21 protein-coding genes, 2 tRNA genes and 2 pseudogenes are annotated in these 18,555 nt (G+C 35.5%); 14 read left to right on the top strand and 11 right to left on the bottom strand.

All coding sequences use genetic code 11. From position 1 onward, the window contains the following. Positions 1-658: 658 nt before the first annotated feature. From glmS to OPR26_RS07075, 3 genes are all read right to left on the bottom strand, one after another. Complete coding sequence (gene glmS / locus OPR26_RS07085) at positions 659-2,470, bottom strand: glutamine--fructose-6-phosphate transaminase (isomerizing) (RefSeq protein WP_265015855.1); 1,812 nt, start codon at positions 2,468-2,470, stop codon at positions 659-661. Between the two features lie 32 nt (positions 2,471-2,502). Then, complete coding sequence (yajC, locus tag OPR26_RS07080; protein WP_265015854.1) at positions 2,503-2,949, bottom strand: preprotein translocase subunit YajC; 447 nt, start codon at positions 2,947-2,949, stop codon at positions 2,503-2,505. A 129-nt stretch (positions 2,950-3,078) separates the two neighbouring features. Then, a tRNA-Asp gene (locus OPR26_RS07075) sits at positions 3,079-3,155 on the bottom strand. Between the two features lie 191 nt (positions 3,156-3,346). Here OPR26_RS07075 and rpsB point away from each other — a divergent pair. From rpsB to OPR26_RS07045, 6 genes are all read left to right on the top strand, one after another. Next, positions 3,347-4,195, top strand: coding sequence for a 30S ribosomal protein S2 (rpsB, locus tag OPR26_RS07070; protein ID WP_265015853.1), 849 nt, complete (start codon positions 3,347-3,349; stop codon positions 4,193-4,195). After that, positions 4,176-5,036 carry a translation elongation factor Ts gene (gene tsf / locus OPR26_RS07065; protein ID WP_265015852.1) on the top strand — a complete coding sequence of 287 codons (861 nt, stop codon included), beginning with the start codon at positions 4,176-4,178 and terminating at the stop codon, positions 5,034-5,036. Before rpsB ends, tsf begins: the two co-directional genes overlap by 20 nt. A 10-nt stretch (positions 5,037-5,046) precedes the next feature. Further along, positions 5,047-5,790 carry a UMP kinase gene (pyrH, locus tag OPR26_RS07060; RefSeq protein WP_265015851.1) on the top strand — a complete coding sequence of 248 codons (744 nt, stop codon included), beginning with the start codon at positions 5,047-5,049 and terminating at the stop codon, positions 5,788-5,790. Between the two features lie 7 nt (positions 5,791-5,797). Next, positions 5,798-6,355: a ribosome recycling factor gene (frr, locus tag OPR26_RS07055; protein WP_253302552.1), complete on the top strand. Its 558-nt coding sequence runs from the start codon at positions 5,798-5,800 to the stop codon at positions 6,353-6,355. Between the two features lie 502 nt (positions 6,356-6,857). Beyond that, the gene (gene uppS, locus OPR26_RS07050) at positions 6,858-7,553 is read left to right on the top strand and encodes a polyprenyl diphosphate synthase (RefSeq protein WP_174515980.1); all 696 of its coding nucleotides are present in this window, start codon (positions 6,858-6,860) and stop codon (positions 7,551-7,553) included. Further along, the gene (locus tag OPR26_RS07045) at positions 7,543-8,169 is read left to right on the top strand and encodes a phosphatidate cytidylyltransferase (RefSeq protein WP_265015850.1); all 627 of its coding nucleotides are present in this window, start codon (positions 7,543-7,545) and stop codon (positions 8,167-8,169) included. Before uppS ends, OPR26_RS07045 begins: the two co-directional genes overlap by 11 nt. Before the next feature lie 24 nt (positions 8,170-8,193). Here OPR26_RS07045 and OPR26_RS07040 read toward each other — a convergent pair whose 3' ends face one another. Both OPR26_RS07040 and coaD read right to left on the bottom strand, forming a co-directional pair. Then, positions 8,194-8,385, bottom strand: coding sequence for a zinc-finger domain-containing protein (locus tag OPR26_RS07040; protein ID WP_265015849.1), 192 nt, complete (start codon positions 8,383-8,385; stop codon positions 8,194-8,196). A gap of 68 nt (positions 8,386-8,453) precedes the next feature. Continuing rightward, on the bottom strand, positions 8,454-8,960 hold the full coding sequence (gene coaD / locus OPR26_RS07035; RefSeq protein WP_253302556.1) for a pantetheine-phosphate adenylyltransferase: 507 nt from the start codon (positions 8,958-8,960) through the stop codon (positions 8,454-8,456). 81 nt (positions 8,961-9,041) lie between these two features. Here coaD and OPR26_RS07030 point away from each other — a divergent pair. Beyond that, positions 9,042-9,114: transfer RNA gene (locus OPR26_RS07030), tRNA-Phe, on the top strand. An 89-nt stretch (positions 9,115-9,203) separates the two neighbouring features. Next, positions 9,204-10,250, top strand: coding sequence for a glutamine amidotransferase-related protein (locus tag OPR26_RS07025; protein WP_265015848.1), 1,047 nt, complete (start codon positions 9,204-9,206; stop codon positions 10,248-10,250). Positions 10,251-10,509: 259 nt separating this feature from the next. Here OPR26_RS07025 and OPR26_RS07020 read toward each other — a convergent pair whose 3' ends face one another. Continuing rightward, positions 10,510-11,196: a TerC family protein gene (locus OPR26_RS07020; protein WP_265015847.1), complete on the bottom strand. Its 687-nt coding sequence runs from the start codon at positions 11,194-11,196 to the stop codon at positions 10,510-10,512. Positions 11,197-11,539: 343 nt separating this feature from the next. On the opposite strand from OPR26_RS07020, the pseudogene OPR26_RS07015 reads away from it, so the two are divergent. Further along, positions 11,540-12,145, top strand: a pseudogene (locus OPR26_RS07015) (Fic family protein); the annotation flags it as partial. A 379-nt stretch (positions 12,146-12,524) separates the two neighbouring features. Here the strand turns inward: OPR26_RS07015 and OPR26_RS07010 are convergent. The 3 genes and pseudogenes from OPR26_RS07010 to OPR26_RS07000 all read right to left on the bottom strand — a co-directional run. Then, positions 12,525-12,668, bottom strand: a complete 144-nt coding sequence (locus tag OPR26_RS07010; protein WP_265016316.1) for a hypothetical protein — start codon at positions 12,666-12,668, stop codon at positions 12,525-12,527. After that, positions 12,656-13,408, bottom strand: coding sequence for an IS5 family transposase (locus OPR26_RS07005; protein ID WP_264702259.1), 753 nt, complete (start codon positions 13,406-13,408; stop codon positions 12,656-12,658). Before OPR26_RS07005 ends, OPR26_RS07010 begins: the two co-directional genes overlap by 13 nt. Before the next feature lie 71 nt (positions 13,409-13,479). Next, positions 13,480-14,364, bottom strand: a pseudogene (locus tag OPR26_RS07000) (phage portal protein); the annotation flags it as partial. A 59-nt stretch (positions 14,365-14,423) separates the two neighbouring features. Between OPR26_RS07000 and OPR26_RS06995 the strand changes: the two are divergent. Continuing rightward, positions 14,424-14,789, top strand: coding sequence for a transposase (locus tag OPR26_RS06995; RefSeq protein ID WP_264731180.1), 366 nt, complete (start codon positions 14,424-14,426; stop codon positions 14,787-14,789). Then, entirely contained in the window at positions 14,786-15,196 is a 411-nt protein-coding gene (locus tag OPR26_RS06990) for a transposase (protein ID WP_320157296.1), read from the top strand. Before OPR26_RS06995 ends, OPR26_RS06990 begins: the two co-directional genes overlap by 4 nt. Here the strand turns inward: OPR26_RS06990 and OPR26_RS06985 are convergent. Continuing rightward, positions 15,188-15,319, bottom strand: coding sequence for a hypothetical protein (locus tag OPR26_RS06985; RefSeq protein WP_265015846.1), 132 nt, complete (start codon positions 15,317-15,319; stop codon positions 15,188-15,190). The genes OPR26_RS06990 and OPR26_RS06985 overlap by 9 nt on opposite strands. Before the next feature lie 162 nt (positions 15,320-15,481). On the opposite strand from OPR26_RS06985, the gene OPR26_RS06980 reads away from it, so the two are divergent. From OPR26_RS06980 to OPR26_RS06970, 3 genes are all read left to right on the top strand, one after another. After that, complete coding sequence (locus tag OPR26_RS06980; RefSeq protein WP_265015625.1) at positions 15,482-16,423, top strand: IS5 family transposase; 942 nt, start codon at positions 15,482-15,484, stop codon at positions 16,421-16,423. A gap of 160 nt (positions 16,424-16,583) precedes the next feature. Then, positions 16,584-17,201 (top strand): lipoyl(octanoyl) transferase LipB, encoded by a 618-nt coding sequence (gene lipB / locus OPR26_RS06975; RefSeq protein ID WP_265016308.1) that lies wholly within the window; start codon positions 16,584-16,586, stop codon positions 17,199-17,201. Then, positions 17,201-18,178: an LD-carboxypeptidase gene (locus tag OPR26_RS06970; RefSeq protein ID WP_265015845.1), complete on the top strand. Its 978-nt coding sequence runs from the start codon at positions 17,201-17,203 to the stop codon at positions 18,176-18,178. The genes lipB and OPR26_RS06970 overlap by 1 nt, the downstream gene beginning before the upstream one ends. A 20-nt stretch (positions 18,179-18,198) precedes the next feature. On the opposite strand, the gene OPR26_RS06965 is transcribed toward OPR26_RS06970, so the two are convergent. Beyond that, positions 18,199-18,390 (bottom strand): hypothetical protein, encoded by a 192-nt coding sequence (locus tag OPR26_RS06965; protein ID WP_265015844.1) that lies wholly within the window; start codon positions 18,388-18,390, stop codon positions 18,199-18,201. Between the last annotated feature and the right edge of the window lie 165 nt (positions 18,391-18,555).

Genomic DNA, 18,555 nt, shown 5'->3' with positions numbered 1-18,555 from the left:
TACACCGCAAGTGTTTAAGAAATTTACTAAGCAGGAAAAAAGGCAAAGAAAACCCAGAGTAGCTAGTATTCAAATTCTCCCTTGTCAATTTGACGTTTTTTGCTGTCTTAAACGCTTTGTAAGCGCGTTTCGGCTTATATAGGTAAAAACCTAAAAATTTTTAAAGACATGCGACGCACGTAGTGCGAAAAATTAAACATGAGACGCCAAATACCCTAAGTTTTTTGTCATTAACCTGCACAGATTGCGAAGATAAATAAATAGCTTCACTATCATGATAAGAGGACTGGCGAAGTTTGTCAAGGAAGTTTTTTCGTTTCTATTCCCAAGAAAAGCTCGTCATATGGTTATGCAGGAACTGTCGAAAAAGGAAGTTTTCTTGTTCGTGTAAAACTCAACACAATGGATCTTCTGAAAAGTTTTCGAGTATATTGTATTTTTAATTTGTAAAATAAGATTTTTCCCTTTTTGCATGTTTCACCTAAAAAAGACACATTTTAAACTTTTTTACAGAAACAACAGCGTTTTTTCTTCACTCTTTAGATAATTTAATGCGAAAAAATTTAGAGAGAAATTTTACACACAACCGCAGACATTTTTCCTTAAGTTGACGCCATTGAGTACCTTAATTAGAAGTCTAGCTTTAACTTTAAATGGACTACTCAACCGTGACAGACTTAGCTAAATTTCTTGGACAATCGGCATCTAACCCTTTTTTTGCTGCAGTAAAGTAAGCAAGGAATTGCATAGCAACACTGTAGATAATTGGAGAGATAAAATTATCAGTGTCTGGAAGTTGCACCACATCTGCACAAACTCCCCTGAGGAATGGCGCTCCTTGCTTATCACTGAAGGCAATTACTTTGCCTTTTCTTGCAATAATCTCTTGTATATTAGATAGCGTTTTAAAGAATAAATCATCATAAGGGATAATTGCTATAACGAGCACAGTAGAGTCTATTAAAGCAATAGAACCATGCTTCATTTCTCCCGCTGCAATACCAATTGTATTGATGTATGAAAGCTCTTTTATCTTTAATGCGCCTTCCATTGCAACTCCGTATGAACTTCCTCTGCCAATTAAAATAACGTTATTGTGTTCTAATATACTGCCTGATACATGTTGTATTTTCATCACATTTAAAACATGCTCAACATACTCGGGTATAGAATTGATAGCACTGCTTAGCTGTTTTATTCTCTCTCCACCCAGTATACCTTTTATTTTTCCAAGCTCCACGGCAAAGCATGCTAAAGTTGCAAGTTGCGCAGAAAAGGTTTTTGTTGAAGCAACACCAATTTCTGGCCCAGCAAGAGTATGTAACACAATATCTGAGATCTTTTCAATGCTGCTGTTAAATGTGTTAGTTATACTAATGATTGTTTGCTTCTGTGATTTCGCATAACGTAGCGCTTCTATGGTATCTGCAGTTTCGCCAGATTGAGAGATGAACAACCCAATGCTGCCTTCTTCTAGTTTGACGTTGCTATACCTAAATTCTGATGAGATTTCTAGATATACTCGAACTTGAGCGACACTTTCCAGCCAATACTTTGCTATTAGCCCAGCAAAATAAGATGACCCACATCCAACTATAGTAATGTAACTCAGCTCAGAAAACAATTTTTTGTTGACCTCTTTATATTGCTTGTAAAATTGATTTATTGTTTTGTTTAATGCACGCGGTTGCTCAAAAATCTCTTTTAACATGAAGCTAGGATACCCATTTTTGCTAATTAGAAAATCACTTAGACTACTATTTTCTATACTGCGTTTAACTTGTGTACCATTGTTGTATATACTAACTCCACTAGATTTTATCACTGCAATGTCACCATCTTCCAAATACGATATTCTTTCCACAAATGCACTTAAAGCATTAGAGTCAGATGCAGCAAACACTGTGTTACAGTTATAGCCTATTGCTAAAGGCAAATTTCTCTTCGCAACAAATAAGGCGTCTGGATATTCTGCAAATAATAAGACCAAGGCAAATGAGCCATGTAAGTTGTTTAAACACTTAAATAGAGAATCAACTGGCGACAATCCTTCATCAAGATATAAGGTTAGCATGTTTGGTATGATCTCTGTGTCAGTGTCAGTATGGAATGACATTCCCCTTTCTTCTAGGCCCTTTTTTAGCAGATTGTAATTCTCAATTATGCCGTTATGAGCAACAACAACATTATTTGTACGAATGGGGTGAGCATTTTTAAGGCCTGGAACTCCATGTGTAGCCCAGCGAGTATGTGCTATACCAACTGTACTGTGAGACATCTTGCTTTCATCAACAACTTCATACAATCTTTTAACTTTACCTTCTGATTTTTTGACTTCTATCTCGCCTTCGTTATTTATGATTGCTATACCTGAGGAATCATATCCCCTATATTCCAATTTTTGCAACCCAGTTAGTAAAGTTGGTATTACTGAATCACCGCTACTTACTACACCAAATATTCCACACACAAATGGATCACCAAATGAACTTTCTTTTAAAGTTATGCAGCATTTTTGCCTTTATCATCTTTTCCCTTTTTACTTTCCTCTGGTGGTTGATTTTTATTCTTTTTATCACTCTTTTCAATTTTGCCTTTTTCAATTGGTTTAGCTGCCACTTTTTGAGTTTCTTTGTTTAAAACTTCAGATATAGAGGACTTTAGGACTTTCACCTCAACTTTTGGTGCTATTTCTATTATAAATTGTGCATTTGCCTCATCAACTTTATTAACTTCACCTATTATCCCGCCAGAAGTAATGACTGTATCACCACGTTTTATTTGATCTATCATCTTTCTATGTTCTTTTAGTTTTTTTTGTTGTGGGCGAATAATGAGAAAATAAATTACTGCAGATATTAAAATCAATGGAATAAAACTAGCAAAAGATGCGCCGATACTTGATACATTGCTAGTTGCATCTGCTGCAAAAACTTCAGAAATGAGCATATTTAATCCTAATTGTTAATGATAAAAACAAACCTATTTAAGTATTAATTACAATACCATGCCATGTCAAGTCTGGTGAAAATGTTTCTAAATACCGGTTGCGGATTTTAGATTATGCTAAAACCAGTATGGCGGGAGTGATGAGACTTGAACTCACGACCTCATGCGTGACAGGCATGCGCTCTAACCAACTGAGCTACACCCCCCTAATTTCTTTTTAGCGTTTTCGGGCTTCGACTTTAAAGCTAATAAACATGTTGCCCTTTGTCAATATTTTTTGTTTGCGCTTTGCTGTCTTTTCTATTACTATGTAAATAATTTAATTTCACACATGGCTTGTACAAGTAGTCCCATTAGGGTTATGCCATGGAAGACAAACTATTTGGAGGAATGATATATGACAAATTTGCCTGAAGTCACTGTGCGTGATTTAGCCGAATCTGGTGTACATTTTGGTCACAAAATTAGTCGCTGGAACGCAAAAATGGCTCCATACATATATGGGGTGCATCAAGAAAATCGTATACATATAATTGACCTGCGAAAAACACTACCATTGCTACAGGTGGCCATGAAGGCTTTATATGACGTTGCATTTCAAGGTGGTCGCATTCTATTTGTTGGTACAAAATTTCAAGCTTTTGATATTATTGCAAGTGAAGCGATTCGTTGTGGTCAATATTATGTGAATTATCGATGGCTTGGTGGTATGCTTACTAATTGGGGCACTGTTTCTTCTTCGATAAAAACCTTGATGCAATATGAGAAAATATTAAATGACGAGGATAGCATTTTAACAAAGAAAGAATTGGGGAACATTGAAAAGAAAAAGCAAAAGCTTGACAAGGCGCTTGGTGGTATTAGAGAAATGGGAGCAATTCCTGATATCTTATTCATCATTGACACTAATAAAGAGCATATTGCGGTTAAGGAGGCTAAAAAGTTAGGAATTCCAATAGTTGCAATACTTGATACTAATTCTGATCCAGATGATATTACTTATCTAATACCTGGAAATGATGACTCAAGAAAATCAATAGAGCTCTATTGTAAATTAGCTACCGACTCTATATTAGCTGGAATAGAGTCTAGTCTAGCAAGATCTGGAGTTAAGATTGATAATATAAAAGGTGATGAGTTTATTCAAGAAAAAGAAGATGGTATTGTGCAAACTAAAAGGAAACGTAGTAAAGTTTACAAAGAAGAAGAAAGGGAGGTAGTAACAAATGAAGATGAATCCAGATAATATAAGGGAATTACGTGATAGGACAGGGCTTGGCTTAAGTGACTGTAAAAAAGCATTAGAAGAATGTGATGGTGACATCAAGAAAGCCGTTGATAAGTTGCGTACAATAGGTCTTGCTAAAGCTGACAAAAAATCTGATAGAGTAGCTTCAGATGGGCTCGTTGCTATGTGTTTGACTGAAAATTATGGTGCATTGGTTGAACTCAATTGCGAAACAGATTTTGTTGCAAGGAACGAGAAGTTTATAGAGTTAGTTTCAAATTTAGCATCAATTGCTCATCAAGAACGCTGTACTAGCGTTGATGAGTTAAAAAATGCCAAGTATGAAAGCATTGGCACAGTGCAGGAAGCTATTATGAATGGTACGTCTGTTCTTGGTGAAAAGTTAGAGTTGAGCAAGCTTTGTTACTTAGAAGCTAAGGATGGAGTTATTGCTGGCTACGTACATGGTGATGTGTGTGGCTTAGGTAAGATTGGTGCTTTAATTGCATTGCAATCACCCGGTGATAAGGCAAAGTTACAGGAAATTGGAAAACAAATAGCGATGCACATAGTTGCTATGAAGCCTGAAGCTTTGTCTATAGATGATTTAGATCAAATGAAGTTGAAAAATGAACGTTCTATAATTGAAGAACAAGTAAGGAGCTTAAATAAACCTGAAGAAGTAGCAAAAAAAATAGTAGATGGACGAATGGCTAAGTACTATGAAGAAGTTGTTTTACTGGAACAAAAGTTCATAAAAGATGATAAAATGAAGGTTTCTGATTTTATAAAATCAAGCGAGGTGAGTGCTGTTAAACTCTCTAATTACAAGTTACTTGTTTTGGGTGGTGCAAACTAAATGGTAAAAAATGTTTCCCTCAACAAATGAAAAAAGCGAAATAAAATATTCCAGAGTGTTATTTAAAATCTCTGGTGAAGCTTTAATGGGGTCACAGTCTTTTGGCTATGATATGGGAATAATAAGCCAATTATGCAAAGATATAGCTGATATTAACAGGCTTGGAGTTCAGGTATGTATTGTTGTTGGTGGTGGTAATATCTTTCGTGGCACATCTGCGTCTTTAAGTGGCTGTGAAAGAGCAAGTAGTGATTATATTGGAATGCTTGCAACTATAATCAATGCTTTAATTTTACAAAACTTTTTAGAAAAAAATTTAATAGCTTCTAGGGTATTATCTGCAATACCCATGGCTACTGTATGCGAACCTTACATAAGAAGGAAAGCTATTCGTCATTTAGAAAAAGGTAGAGTAGTAATTTTTGCAGCAGGCACAGGCAACCCATTTTTTACTACAGATACAGCTGCAGCCTTACGTGCTGTTGAAATGAATTGTGATGTTATTCTAAAGGGTACGCAAGTAAGTGGTGTATACTCCGCTGATCCGAAAAAAAATGAGGATGCTGTAATGTATGATAAGCTTTCTTACACGGATTTGTTGACTCGTGATTTAAAAGTTATGGATGCATCAGCAATTTCACTTGCTCGTGAAAATTCTATTCCAATTATAGTTTTTTCTTTGAAGGGAGAAAAAATAGTCAATATTATTAAGGGTCAAGGTACTTATACTATAGTTTCAGATTGTAAACAGTAGGTAATTTATGTTAAATGAAATAAAAGCTAAAACAAAAGAAAGAATGCTAAAAACTATTCAGTCCTTTCATGATGATATTAAAGGCGTACGCACTGGTAGAGCTAGCGCATCGTTGCTTGATGGTATAGTTGTAAATATCTATGGTGGACATCAAAAGTTAAATCAGGTTGCAGGCGTTTCGGTTATAGATAACAAAACCCTATCAATTAAAGTTTGGGATATTAATGTTGTAGGTGAAGTGAAAAATGCTATATTAAATGCCAACTTGAATTTAAATCCTGTTGTTGAGGGTAATACCATACGTATAGCTCTTCCAGACTTAACACAAGAAACCCGTGAAAAATTAGTGAAATTATTGCATCAGTTTGCTGAAAATGCGCGGATTGCCATCAGAAATATACGCAGAGATGTTATGGAAGAAATAGAGAAAATGAAGGGAAACAAGGAAATCTCAGAAGATGATTTTCATGGTGCCAAGAAGGAAATACAAAATATTACTGATGATAATATAAAAAAGATTGATGGTGAATTGTCCATCAAAGAAAAGGATATATTGCATCACTAAGGTAATATGAAAGAAACCTTCAGTAGTGAAAAAGAAAAAATTACATGCAAGGGTGCCATGGAGGTAGCAGGCACACAACCGTACGAACGTTGCAATATTGCACAGTATTATACAGTAAATGATGTCATTCCAGTGCCCTCTTTTTTGTCATCCAAGTGCCTTTTTTCCCTGTCATCCCAGTGCGTGACACTGGGATCTACCTTATTTTCATCATGGACATTATATGCTCTAAGAATCTGTTATCCATTTCCCTCTTTCCTGTCATCCCAGTGCGTGACACTGGGATCTACCTTATTTTCATCATGGACATTATATGCCCCAAGAATCTGTTGTTCATTGCATAATTTGCAAATATTTTTATACTTAGATCCCAGTGTCACGCACTGGGATGACAGGAAAAAGGGCTACTGGGACGACACCTTTCAAGTGTCCCAAATCACAATGTTTGTACAGTTATATGTCAAGTACTGGAATGATATCAAGTAGTTTAGGTGAACTTTAAATGTTGAATCAAGAATCTTTACCAAAACATTTAGCAATTATTATGGATGGTAATGGTAGATGGGCGAACAATCAAGGAAGGGTAAAAATTGATGGTTATAAAAAGGGCAGTGAAGTTGCATACGATATTGCCAAGTATTGCACAGACCTAACCATACCCTACTTAACTTTGTATGCATTTTCTATGGAGAATTGGCTTAGACCCAAAAACGAAACTGACTGTCTATTTGATTTATTTTACTCCGTTTTAACTAATGAAGATAAAGTCAATTTTATTTGCAACTGTAACATTAAGTTGAATTTTATTGGCAATTTAAGTCTGTTATCCAGTAAAATATTGGATCAAATTAAAAAAGCAGAAGAAATGACACATAAGAACGATGGTTTATTACTCACTGTGGCAGTCAGTTACGGAGCAAAGCAAGAAATTACACAAGCTATAAGCAATATTATAAAAGAAAATATTGCTTATGTATCAGAAGAGGAATTTGAAAAATTTCTGTATACTAAAGATCTGCCAAAATTGGATTTATTAATTCGCACTGGCGGCGAAAAAAGGTTAAGCAACTTTTTATTATGGCAAGCAGCTTATGCTGAATTGTATTTTTGTGATACTTTATGGCCTGATTTTTCTTGTCAAGATTTGAGTAAAGCATTAGAAGATTATACAAAAAGAGAGAAAAAATATGGTAGATAATAATTTTATAATTAGAATATTGTCCTCAATAGTAATATTATTCATATTTTCTTTTGCTACATATTTCAGTGATTTATCGTTTTACCTATTGATTTTTTCAATAGCAGTTTTATCTTCTTTTGAATGGTATAATCTAACCCAAGGAAACAAAATTTTATACGTTTTTGCATTATTATTGATTGCACTACCAAGCGCCTCATTAATATATTTATATAATCTATCACAGGGAAAATACGTATTAGTATGGTTCGTCTTAACCATTTGGGGAATTGACATTACTGCCTACCTATTTGGTAAGAATTTTGGTGGAGCTAAAATTTGCCCAATTCTTAGCCCTGGAAAAACTTGGACAGGACTTCTTGGTGCGATTTTAGCTGGAGTAGTGTGCACAATTTTTGGATCAATATTTTTTGGTCTATTTTCAATTTTTTATTCTCCAATCATTGGCCTTGCAATTGCTATTCTAGCGCAACTTGGCGATTTCACTGAGTCGCTTGTTAAAAGAGCTTACGGTGTTAAAGATAGTGGAAGTATGATACCTGGCCATGGAGGAGTGCTCGACCGTATGGACAGCTTCATTTTTACTGCCCCTCTTATTGCTATTTACATAAGCTAAGTCTGCAGAAGAAATAAAGTGCCATTAGAGGTCATCCCTAGTCAGCTCCCCAACCGCTTCTACAGTACAGTCATGGACAAACGTCTTTTCACAATAAGGGCAGGCTATTTCCTCTTCTTCTCCCATATCTAAATATATTAATGGATGGCCAGAACCCTCATCATTCTCACCACCATGACAACAAACTTTTCTATTATTAACCCTCACTTTTGACATGCTGCTCCTTTAGCTTATAACATTTTATATATTGAATATACCCATTCAGAAATAAAAAACAACAAGCACTATTTTCCATTTTTTACCCTATTCAGGTTAATCAATTCGTTTTGAACGCCTTTTGATACAAATTTGCTAACATCTTCTCCTAATCTTGCTATTTCCTTTACAAAACTTGATGAGATAAATTGAGTATCTTCAGAAGCGGGAAGAAATATGGTTTCGATTTCGGGAAGAAGTTTATAATTTACCCAACTCATTTGAAACTCGTAATCAAAATCCGATACTGCTCTTAATCCTCTAATAATAACAGAAGCATTCTGCTCTTTGGCAAACTTCACTAGCAACCCATTAAAAGATATAACATCTGCATCAATTCCTAGCCCTTTGATTTCACTTTCAGCCATGCTTGTGCGTAGCTTTGTGTCAAAGGCAATATGCTTATTAACGTTTTCTGCAACTCCTATTATTAATTTATCGACTAGTTTACACGCTCTTTTGATTATGTCAATATGCCCAAAAGTTATAGGGTCAAATGTGCCAGGGTAGATTCCTATTCTGTTATTAATGTTCATCCTTTATTTTTATATAAACTACTTTAAAAACTTTTGATAGACATAATAACATTTTTTATCTAAAAATGAAAGTATACAGTTGGCCTGATAGCTCAGTTGGTAGAGCAAAGGACTGAAAATCCTTGTGTCGCTGGTTCGATTCCTGCTCAGGCCACTTCTCTTTCTTACCAAACTTACCTTTTTGTTGTAAAACGTTCTATAATATGTTACGATATTGATATAAGTGTTGAGAAGGTAAACTATATGTATAAATGTTATAGTAGAATATTTAATATCTTATTAATTATAGTTCTATTATTAAGCAATATTACTTATGCTGACGTTAGCGAAAAACCGGCATCTCAACATGTAACCAGAAAAGAAGAACCAGCGTCAACTGTCTTGACAGTAGAAAATACAGTAAATAATGACGTGGTTGTTGGTTTGTTGAAAACGGAAGAAGAGACATACCCACATGAGTTTGGGCTATCTCAAAATATTTACGAGATGTTTAATAACTTTGGGGTTAAGACTATACTGATTGATTATAATAAGATAACTAGCCTTAAAAAAATTCAGACAGAGTCACTTAATCTCGCAAAACAAGATGAAACATTGGCAAAGAAGCTGACATTAGACCGAATAAAAGTTGAAGTTGCAAAGTTTATTAAAGAGCACAAAATAAATAGAATATTTATTCCTGGGAACTATTATAATTTACACTCAGAACCTTTTCCCCCCACCCCTTATCGCCAGCTTGTTACTGAAGCAATTGTAAAAATAGTTGATGATAACCCTGCAATTCATTTACTTGGCATATGTGGTGGTTTGCAAGGCATAATGAATGCAAAGGGAATTGAAGTAGTGAGTGTGGCAGATCTTGTGAGTGATGAAGAGAAGCAAAGATCTCATTTAGAATCAGCACCTGATCCACATAAAGATTATGCACCTCTCCAGCAGATAAAGATCATTCCAAACAGTCGTTTAGCGGAATTAGTAGCTAAATTCTTAATACCTAATGAAAATGGCTGGTTTTCAACATATTTTCCAGATGCTCATTCAGGGGCAATAAGTAATACACCAGAAAATAGAAGAAAATTGGAGTTACTTGGATATAAAGTTGCAGCATTTTCCAGTGATGGGGTAATAGAGGCAATTGAAGATAAGCACGGTAATATTTACTTTCAATGTCATCCAGAAGCCCTTGTTGTGAAGTCAGATAAAAACCTCTATTTATCAAATCACAAGGAACGTCAAGTGTCTACACTAGTTGCTATAGCGATTATAAATGATTTTCTTTATCGTGCTTAATGGCTATAGCTTTAGGCTTACCGACGATTTGATAAACGACAAATTCGTCATCCCGCTACGTGTTAGCGGCTAAGAGATACCGCAGCGGTATGCATAGGTGTTGAAAGTAACACAAAAAAGACATAAAGAACTATTATTGCAGAAAATGTAGGCAATAATGGATCAAATAGAAGGCATACTAAACTTAATTAAAGAAAACATTACTACTTCCTCTTATTACCTTAAATCCACAGAAAAATCTCGCTTGAGTGAGTACACACTACGTTTTCTTTATTTTGCTTATAACTTCCACAAACAGTGCAAACATAAATGAAGAATACAAATATCCTTTTGGTAATTCTATATGAAATCCATGAAGTATGAGGTACACACCGACAAGTAAAATAAATAAGATAGCAATTACTTTTAAACCTGGATTAGATTTGATTAACTGGGCGGTATAACTTGATAAAAACAGCATTGCTAGCATGGAAAATGTAAATGCTGTAGCAATTATTACCATGTTATAAGTTAGTGCTATAGCAGTTAATATCGAATCAACCGAAAAAACTAAATCTATTAATATAATTTGTAGCACAACTAAAAAAAATTTTGATTTAACGTTTGCTTTCTTTTTATTTTTCTTACATACAAAGATGTCATCTCGTAACTCCATAGAGCTTTTAACAATAAGGAATAATCCCCCTGCAATCATAAGTAAATCCCTTGCTGAAATATTTAGCGATGCAGTGTGAAATATAGGTTTTTGCATTGACAATATAGATGATGTAAAAAATAGTATTACAAAACGCATTAATAGCGCTAATCCAAGGCCAATAAGGCGCACTCTTTCTCTCAGCGCATTTGGTACCTTATCTATTGCTAGAGAAATAAAGATTAAATTGTCTACACTAAGTATAGTTTCAAGTAGTGTAAGTGTCAGTAAAGTCCAAGCATCAGCTAGCATTTTTGTCCCAAATTCGGCTCTTCTTACTCTACAATAGATGTGTAAAAATTAAGTGACTTCACTCAGAAGTTTTATAGCAGCTCTCCAGAAAAACAGGATATATAAAGTTCAGCAGCTTCTTCTATTTTCGTTTTTGAGCAAAATCAATAATAAGAGAGTTTCTTATTTTCATACACGCAAACAAGATAAAGCCTTATTTTCGTTTTTGACTTTATTTGAAAATAATACATATACTATGAACATTGTGTGCTGGGTTGAATGATAAGATAAAGCCTTATTTTCATTTTTGACTTTATTTGAAAATAATACATATACTATGAACATTGTGTGCTGGGTTGAATGAATGGATATTAAAGAATCACCTCCGGGTAAAGTTGTTAGAGCATTCGCTGGTTATCAGGCATTTCCCTTGCCACCAAAATTTGAATGGGACAATGATTTAGTTAATAGTCTTTCCAGAGCAGATCATATTTTGGGTATGTTATCCAGGGAAGGAGCTAAATTGCCTAACCCTCATCTTCTCATACGACCCTTTATAGCACGTGAAGCAGTTCTTTCAAGTAGAATCGAGGGAACTCAAGCAACTCTTGGTGAAATTTTGGCTCAAGAAGCAGGTGCTAATGTAGATCGCAATCCCGATGATTTACAAGAAGTACGCAATTATATATCAGCGCTCGATTATGGACTAAAACGTTTACAGTCCCTTCCAGTGTCGCTCCGATTAATTAAGGAAATTCACGGGAGGCTGATGCAAAGTGCAAGGCCAGGGGAATTTCGTCTAGTACAAAACTGGATTGGAAGTCCAGGGTGTACAATAAATACGGCAAAATATGTCCCGCCAGCACCAAATGAATTGATAAGTTGCTTGCGCTCTTTTGAAAAGTTTCTACATGATAGAACATTACCCCCACTTATACATATAGCTCTATGTCATTATCAATTTGAAGCGATTCACCCATTCTTGGACGGTAATGGACGTATTGGACGTTTATTAATAACATTACTTCTGATCGAAAGAAGATTATTACCATCACCTCTGTTATACTTAAGTGCATTTTTTGAAGCTACAAGAAGTGAGTATTATGACCAACTTTACAATATAAGCAACAGAGGCACGTGGCATGATTGGTTCTCTTATTTCTTAAATGGTGTAGTACTGCAATCATTGGATGCATTGTCAAGAGCAGAACGAATTAACATTTTGATTGCAAATTGGCAAACTGAAGTTAGTTCTAAAACTGAAGGAGTTGCAAGTGGTATTGTAAGGTATCTCGCTGTAAACCCTTACTTTACTATAAGGAAAGTGGTTGAAAACTTAGGTGTCGTATTTACAACAGCCCAAAGAGCAATCGTAAAGCTTGAAGATTTAGGCATCGTTTCACAAACTTCTCAAGGAAAGAGAGATCGGGTTTATTGTGCAACTGATATTTTGAATATTCTAGGCTCTGTGGACAAAATTTTAGAGAAGCCATACAAGAGCTCCAACAAAATTGAGAAAACCCATAAAAACCTCAGCAGTTTTATCAAATCTGGAAAAAATGCGCCTAAAATTTTTAATTTTACCAAAAAAACACTCAATCAAATGACGTTCTTTGTAGATATGCTCATCGTAATACCTTTGCACTTTTCGATTCCGTTTTGGCGGAATAACTACTGTACATCCCTTGTCTTCAAGACTTGTAACAAAGGCATTGCTATCGTAGCCCTTGTCAGCTACTACAGTAGAGTTATAGATACTTTCGGTCAACACTTGTGCCTGCGTAATTTCATTTCTTTGACCAGGAGTCAGAGTAAATTTAAGTGGATTTCCAAGTGCATCGACAAGCGCATGTATTTTAGTTGTAAAGCCACCTTTGCTCCTCCCTAAAGCTTCTTGATCCTTGGAGTTTTTTGTATATCCAGATGAACATGGATGGGCTCGGATGATCGTACCGTCGATTATAGCAACTTCTAAATCAGGCTCTTGTTTAGTATATTCAAGCAATTTTTTCCAGACATCTCTTTCACACCATCTTTTAAATCGCTTATGTATACTCCTGTAATTACCATAAGTTTTTGGTAAAAGTCTCCATTGGCAACCACTTCGCACTATGTACCACACTGCCTCTATGAATATTCTTAAACGTTTTTCATCTTTGCTGTGCATTCCTTTTACGCTTTTTATGAACTCTAAAATTTGTTTCCAATTTTCCTCTTTGATGTAATATTGCATATGGTAGTTTCTCCATTTTTTACCTATTAGGCTAAACTACCATCTTTTTCTCTCTTTTCATATTTTTTGTCCACAGAGCCTAGCGTTGGTAAAACCGTCTGTTCCCAGAGGGATAAGCGTGCTTCGACTAAATTGCTATAAGTGTTATCACCTGGTATGCCAAGCAACTGCGGCGGGACGCCAAAAGCCAGGGCAATATCACGAGCTGAACTATGTTTGGACTCAATAAAATCCATATCCCTTGGTGATAAGCTCATTTCTTTCCACTCCAAGCCTCCTTCAAGCAATATCGGTCTTCCAGCATTGACAGAGCCTGAATAATGATCATTTATTTGCTCTTTTAAGCGTTGGTACTGCTCTTGACTTAAACTTCCACCACTCCCGTCCTTTGCTGATTTTACAACTATTGCACCACTTGGTCTTGCCCCATTTTGCAACATCGCTTGATTCCAAGCACCCGCCTGATTATGCTGATCTATACTGTATGCAGCTGCCTCAATTGGTGATAACCCATACCAATCATTCAAAGGGTTAAAGGTCTTTAGGTGCAACACTGCTGAACGTCCGGTTAGTTTATCAACTTTAAAGTCATAACCGTTGTTATTTATGGTATAACGATAGATATAAGGAACGTTATTTCTCCCCGGAACAATTTCAACCCTATCAGGGCGCAGAAGATAAAGCTCTGTTGGTGGTTTTCTATTGTTCTGCGACTCAACCATCAATATATAAGAATTGCCGTTAACTAACCGATAAGTTACAATCCCCTCAATAAATTCCGATTTTGATGTCATTGGGTTAGGAGAATAAAGTAATTTCAGTAATGGATGGGCTTTTAGTTGCGATTTTCCCTGTTCAGTAAGCTGGCAGAGAGTAAAAGGTACCGAAGATGCAGCACTTGCAATCATATTAATTGCTCGAAAGGCAATAACATTTTTTATGTAACCTTCCTCAGAGCATGTCTTCAAACTGAGTAGAAAGAAGTTAAGAAGTATGGTATAAGGTACATTTTAAGATGTACCCAAGCGATATAAGTGACAAAGAATGGAAGACAATAGAGCCATATTTTGAACCTAAAAAGACCGGCAGACCAAGAAAACATAGTATTAGAACAATTATTAATGCAATCCGCTATATGATGAGAACAGGATGTCAATGGAGACAACTGCCTAAAGATTTTCCACCATGGAAAACCGTATATAGTTGTAATTCGCGCTTGAAAAAAAGTGGAATATGGCAAGAAATTCATGATTTTCTAGTTAAAAAAGTAAGAGAGATGATTGGTAAAAATAAGACTCCATCAGTAGGTATAATTGATAGCCAGTCAGTGAAAACTACTCAAAAAGGGGATCCAGAGGATATGATGCTGGCAAAAAAATAAAGGGCAGAAAACGCCATATTATTGTAGATACTGTGGGTCTTGTAATTGCTGCTGAAGTACAGAGTGCAAGTATTCAAGATCGTGATAGTGCTCTAAATCTTTTTGCCCAAGCTAAATGCAAAGTTCCAACTTTACGTAAGTTTTTTGCTGATCAAGGGTACATAGGTAAATTACAAAACAGATGCTTATTGGAAACGGGATGTTTATTAACGATTGCCAAGAAAATAGTTGATACAGGATTTCAAGTTATTCCCAAACGTTGGATTGTTGAAAGAACTTTTGCCTGGCTTTCCAATTTTAGGCGCATGAGTAAAGATTACGAGCATTCTCCTCTCACCTCAAAAAACTATATCTTCTTTAATATGATCACTATTATGCTTCACAAATTAGCTCATTCTTCAGTTTGAAGACATGCTCTCAGCAAAACTTACATAATCACGCTTACTCCAACTTGGTTCCATCATTAGTTGCAAAGCAGAATATTTAGTAAATACTGCGCTTTTTTTTCTTTGAAAGATGTTGAAATTCATATGTGCCTCATGAAAGATGTTTAAAAGTTAAAAGTGTTTTAGATTCTGTAGTTAAACTAAGACATAGATCCCAGTGGGCTTTGTTGCATAGCAACCGAAAAAATCTGGCAGTTACTGACAAAATTCATTATAAAATAGCCATTCAACTGTTGAAGAAAAAATATGCCACAAAAAATGAGAGTCAGTAACCAAAACGAATATAACAAATTTCTAGAAAAAAGAGGAAATATTTTTCGTTATATCAACGAAGCCATAGAAAATTGGTATGAAATTGGGCCAAAAATGCAGGGTGGCAACAATATTTACAGCAATAAAGTGGTGATTTTGATACATATAATAACCCATCTATTCAGAATAGGTTTGAGGCAAACAGTTGGATTTATAGCAGGATACCTTGAGCAAATTGGGAAAAATTTGCAAGTTATCAGCTATTCTCAGGCTTCAAGAAGGTTTAAGAAACTTAATATTAAGATAAATGATTGCAGAATTGATAAAGATAATATGGAAGATATCGAAATTGCTATAGATAGCACAAGCATCAGCATTTATAACAACACTCCTGGCCACAGCAAGGAAAATAGCGAAAATAGAAAGTATCGCAGCTATGAACAAGTAAAGAAACTACACGTAATGTTGAATATAAACAGCAAAAAAGCCATAGCTGCAAAATACAGCAGCGGAGTTTATTCAGATCACTATGGAGCTTGCGATTTGTTAGAAGAAGTTCATGCTGTAAAGGTATTATATGCGGATAGAGCATATGACAGGCATAAGCTTTACGAATTATGTAACAAGTTTGGTATAAAGACAAAAGTTCTTCCGAAAAACAACGCAACAGAGCACCAAAAATTGGATTACATGGATGATAGAAATGCTGCTGTTAGACTAATAAAGTCATATGATTGCATAAAAAAGTGGAAAGAAGAAGTAAATTATGGAAAGAGAGCTCACATTGAAGGGTTTTTCTCAAGATTAAAGCAAATATTTGGATTCAGCTTTAGGAATAAGTCCGAAGTAAATCGTGGAAAAGAACTACTCATTAAGTGCTATTTGCTTAATCAATTTACTGACATTGGTATGGCTAAATTCGAAATGGCTACATGAATTTATCGTAAATTACTACCGCATAAGGTGCGATGCAACAAAGCCATCCCAGTGTCACGCACTGGGATGACATCATAGGGGGCACTGGAATGACAAGAAGAGAGCACTTGGATGACAGGAAAAGAATGCACTGCTATACTAAAAAGAAAAGAAATTGAACATGACAGAATGGCTAATATCTAATCAGCTTATTGATTATAATTGTGCTGTAAAATCTATGGAAGAGAAAATTCAACAAATTCACAATAATTCAGCAGACGAATTGGTATGGCTACTCCAGCACCCTCCACTTTATACTGCAGGAATCAGTGCAACAGATGATGATATTGTTGAAAAACTATTTCCTATATATAAAACAGGCAGGGGTGGCAAATACACATATCATGGGCCAGGACAACGTGTTATATATTTAATGTTAAACCTTAAAAAAAGAAATAAATGCGACATAAAGCTATATATTAGAGACCTAAGTAAGTGGATAATAAATGTTTTAAAGCAATTTAATATACTTGGAGAATTTAAAGAGGATAGAATAGGTGTTTGGGTGAATAACAATGGAGTAGAAAAAAAAATTGCAGCTTTTGGTATCCGTTTAAGAAAATGGGTAACTTATCATGGCATAGCGCTTAACGTCTTTCCAGACCTCTCTCACTATAAGGGTATTATTCCTTGTGGACTGCAAGGTTATGGCGTCACATCAATGGAAGAACTAGAAGTGAAGGTTCCACTCTCTGAATTGGATGATATACTAAAAAAAGAGTTTTATAAGATATTTTAATGATCATTTACCTTTTATATTTTATTTTCACTTTATGTGTTAACACAGGTATTCATGCAATCGACCAAGTTGATATTATTGCTCCTTCCTCCAAGGGAAAAGAATCAGATTTGACTACTATAAAAGAATATGTAGAAGCTTTGGATTTTAATCCCCATATTTCGGAGAAAATATATAGTAATGATAATCTATTCTACTCTAACTCTGATGAATTCAGAGCAAATGATTTGGTTAGTGCATTAACTGATGATAGTAAAATAATTTGGTGTATCAGAGGAGGAGAAGGGGCTTCTCGGTTAATTCCCTATCTAGAAAAGTTACCCAATGATAAAAAAGAAAGGATTGCTCAAAACAAAAAAATCCTCATAGGCTATAGCGATATAACTGCCTTGCACATCTATCTACAAGCTAAATATAATTGGCAAACTCTTCACGGCACCATGTTGGAAATGATAGTAAATAACTCCGTTTCTGAAAGCTCTGTTGAAAAATTGAAAGAGTTAATTCTTAACAAGCGGAATTCTATCAGATTTGATAACCTAAAGACGATAAATAATGGCATTAGACTAAAAGATGACAGATTAGAGTCTAAAATCATCGGTGGTAATATGACTTTAGTTGAAAATAGTATAGGAACCGCTTGGCAAATAAATGCGAAAGGTAAAATTCTATTTTTAGAGGACATAAGAGTTTACCCATACGCAATAGAGCGCAGTTTAGATCACCTAAAACAAGCTCACATTTTTGATAGAGTGCATGCAGTAATCTTTGGGGATTTCGTTAACTGTTATAATGATAATCTTGTTGAAGTTGTAAAAGAAAGGTTTGCAAAAAGTGTAAACTTTCCTGTATTTACAATGAAAGGGGTAGGTCATGGACATACAAATGACCCTTTACCTCTTAACACTCACGCTATTATTAGCGTTCAAGATGAAAAAGAAGGTTTGTTTTTTATGGATGTGCAGAATGTTAGCTAATCTTATAGCTAATGCAAGCTCTACGTCATGCCGCTGTGGTATCTCTTAGCCGCTAACACGTACTTAACCGTCATACCGCGATTTATTCGCGGTATCTCATCCACTAACAAGAGATCCCGCTGCGGGATGACGAATTGCTTAACCGTCATACCGCCGCAGACCGTCATGCTGCCGCGGTATCTCTTAGCCGCTAACACGTACTTAACCGTCATACCGCGATTTATTCGCGGTATCTCATCCGCTAACAAGAGATCCCGCTGCGGGATGACGAATTGCTTAACCGTCTACCGCCGCAGACCGTCATGCTGCCGCGGTATCTCTTAGCCGCTAACACGTACTTAACCGTCATACCGCGATTTATTCGCGGTATCTCATCC

This window comes from Wolbachia endosymbiont (group A) of Anoplius nigerrimus (assembly GCF_947251795.1).
Classification (GTDB): domain Bacteria; phylum Pseudomonadota; class Alphaproteobacteria; order Rickettsiales; family Anaplasmataceae; genus Wolbachia.
This window is presented reverse-complemented; position numbering and strand designations above follow the sequence as displayed.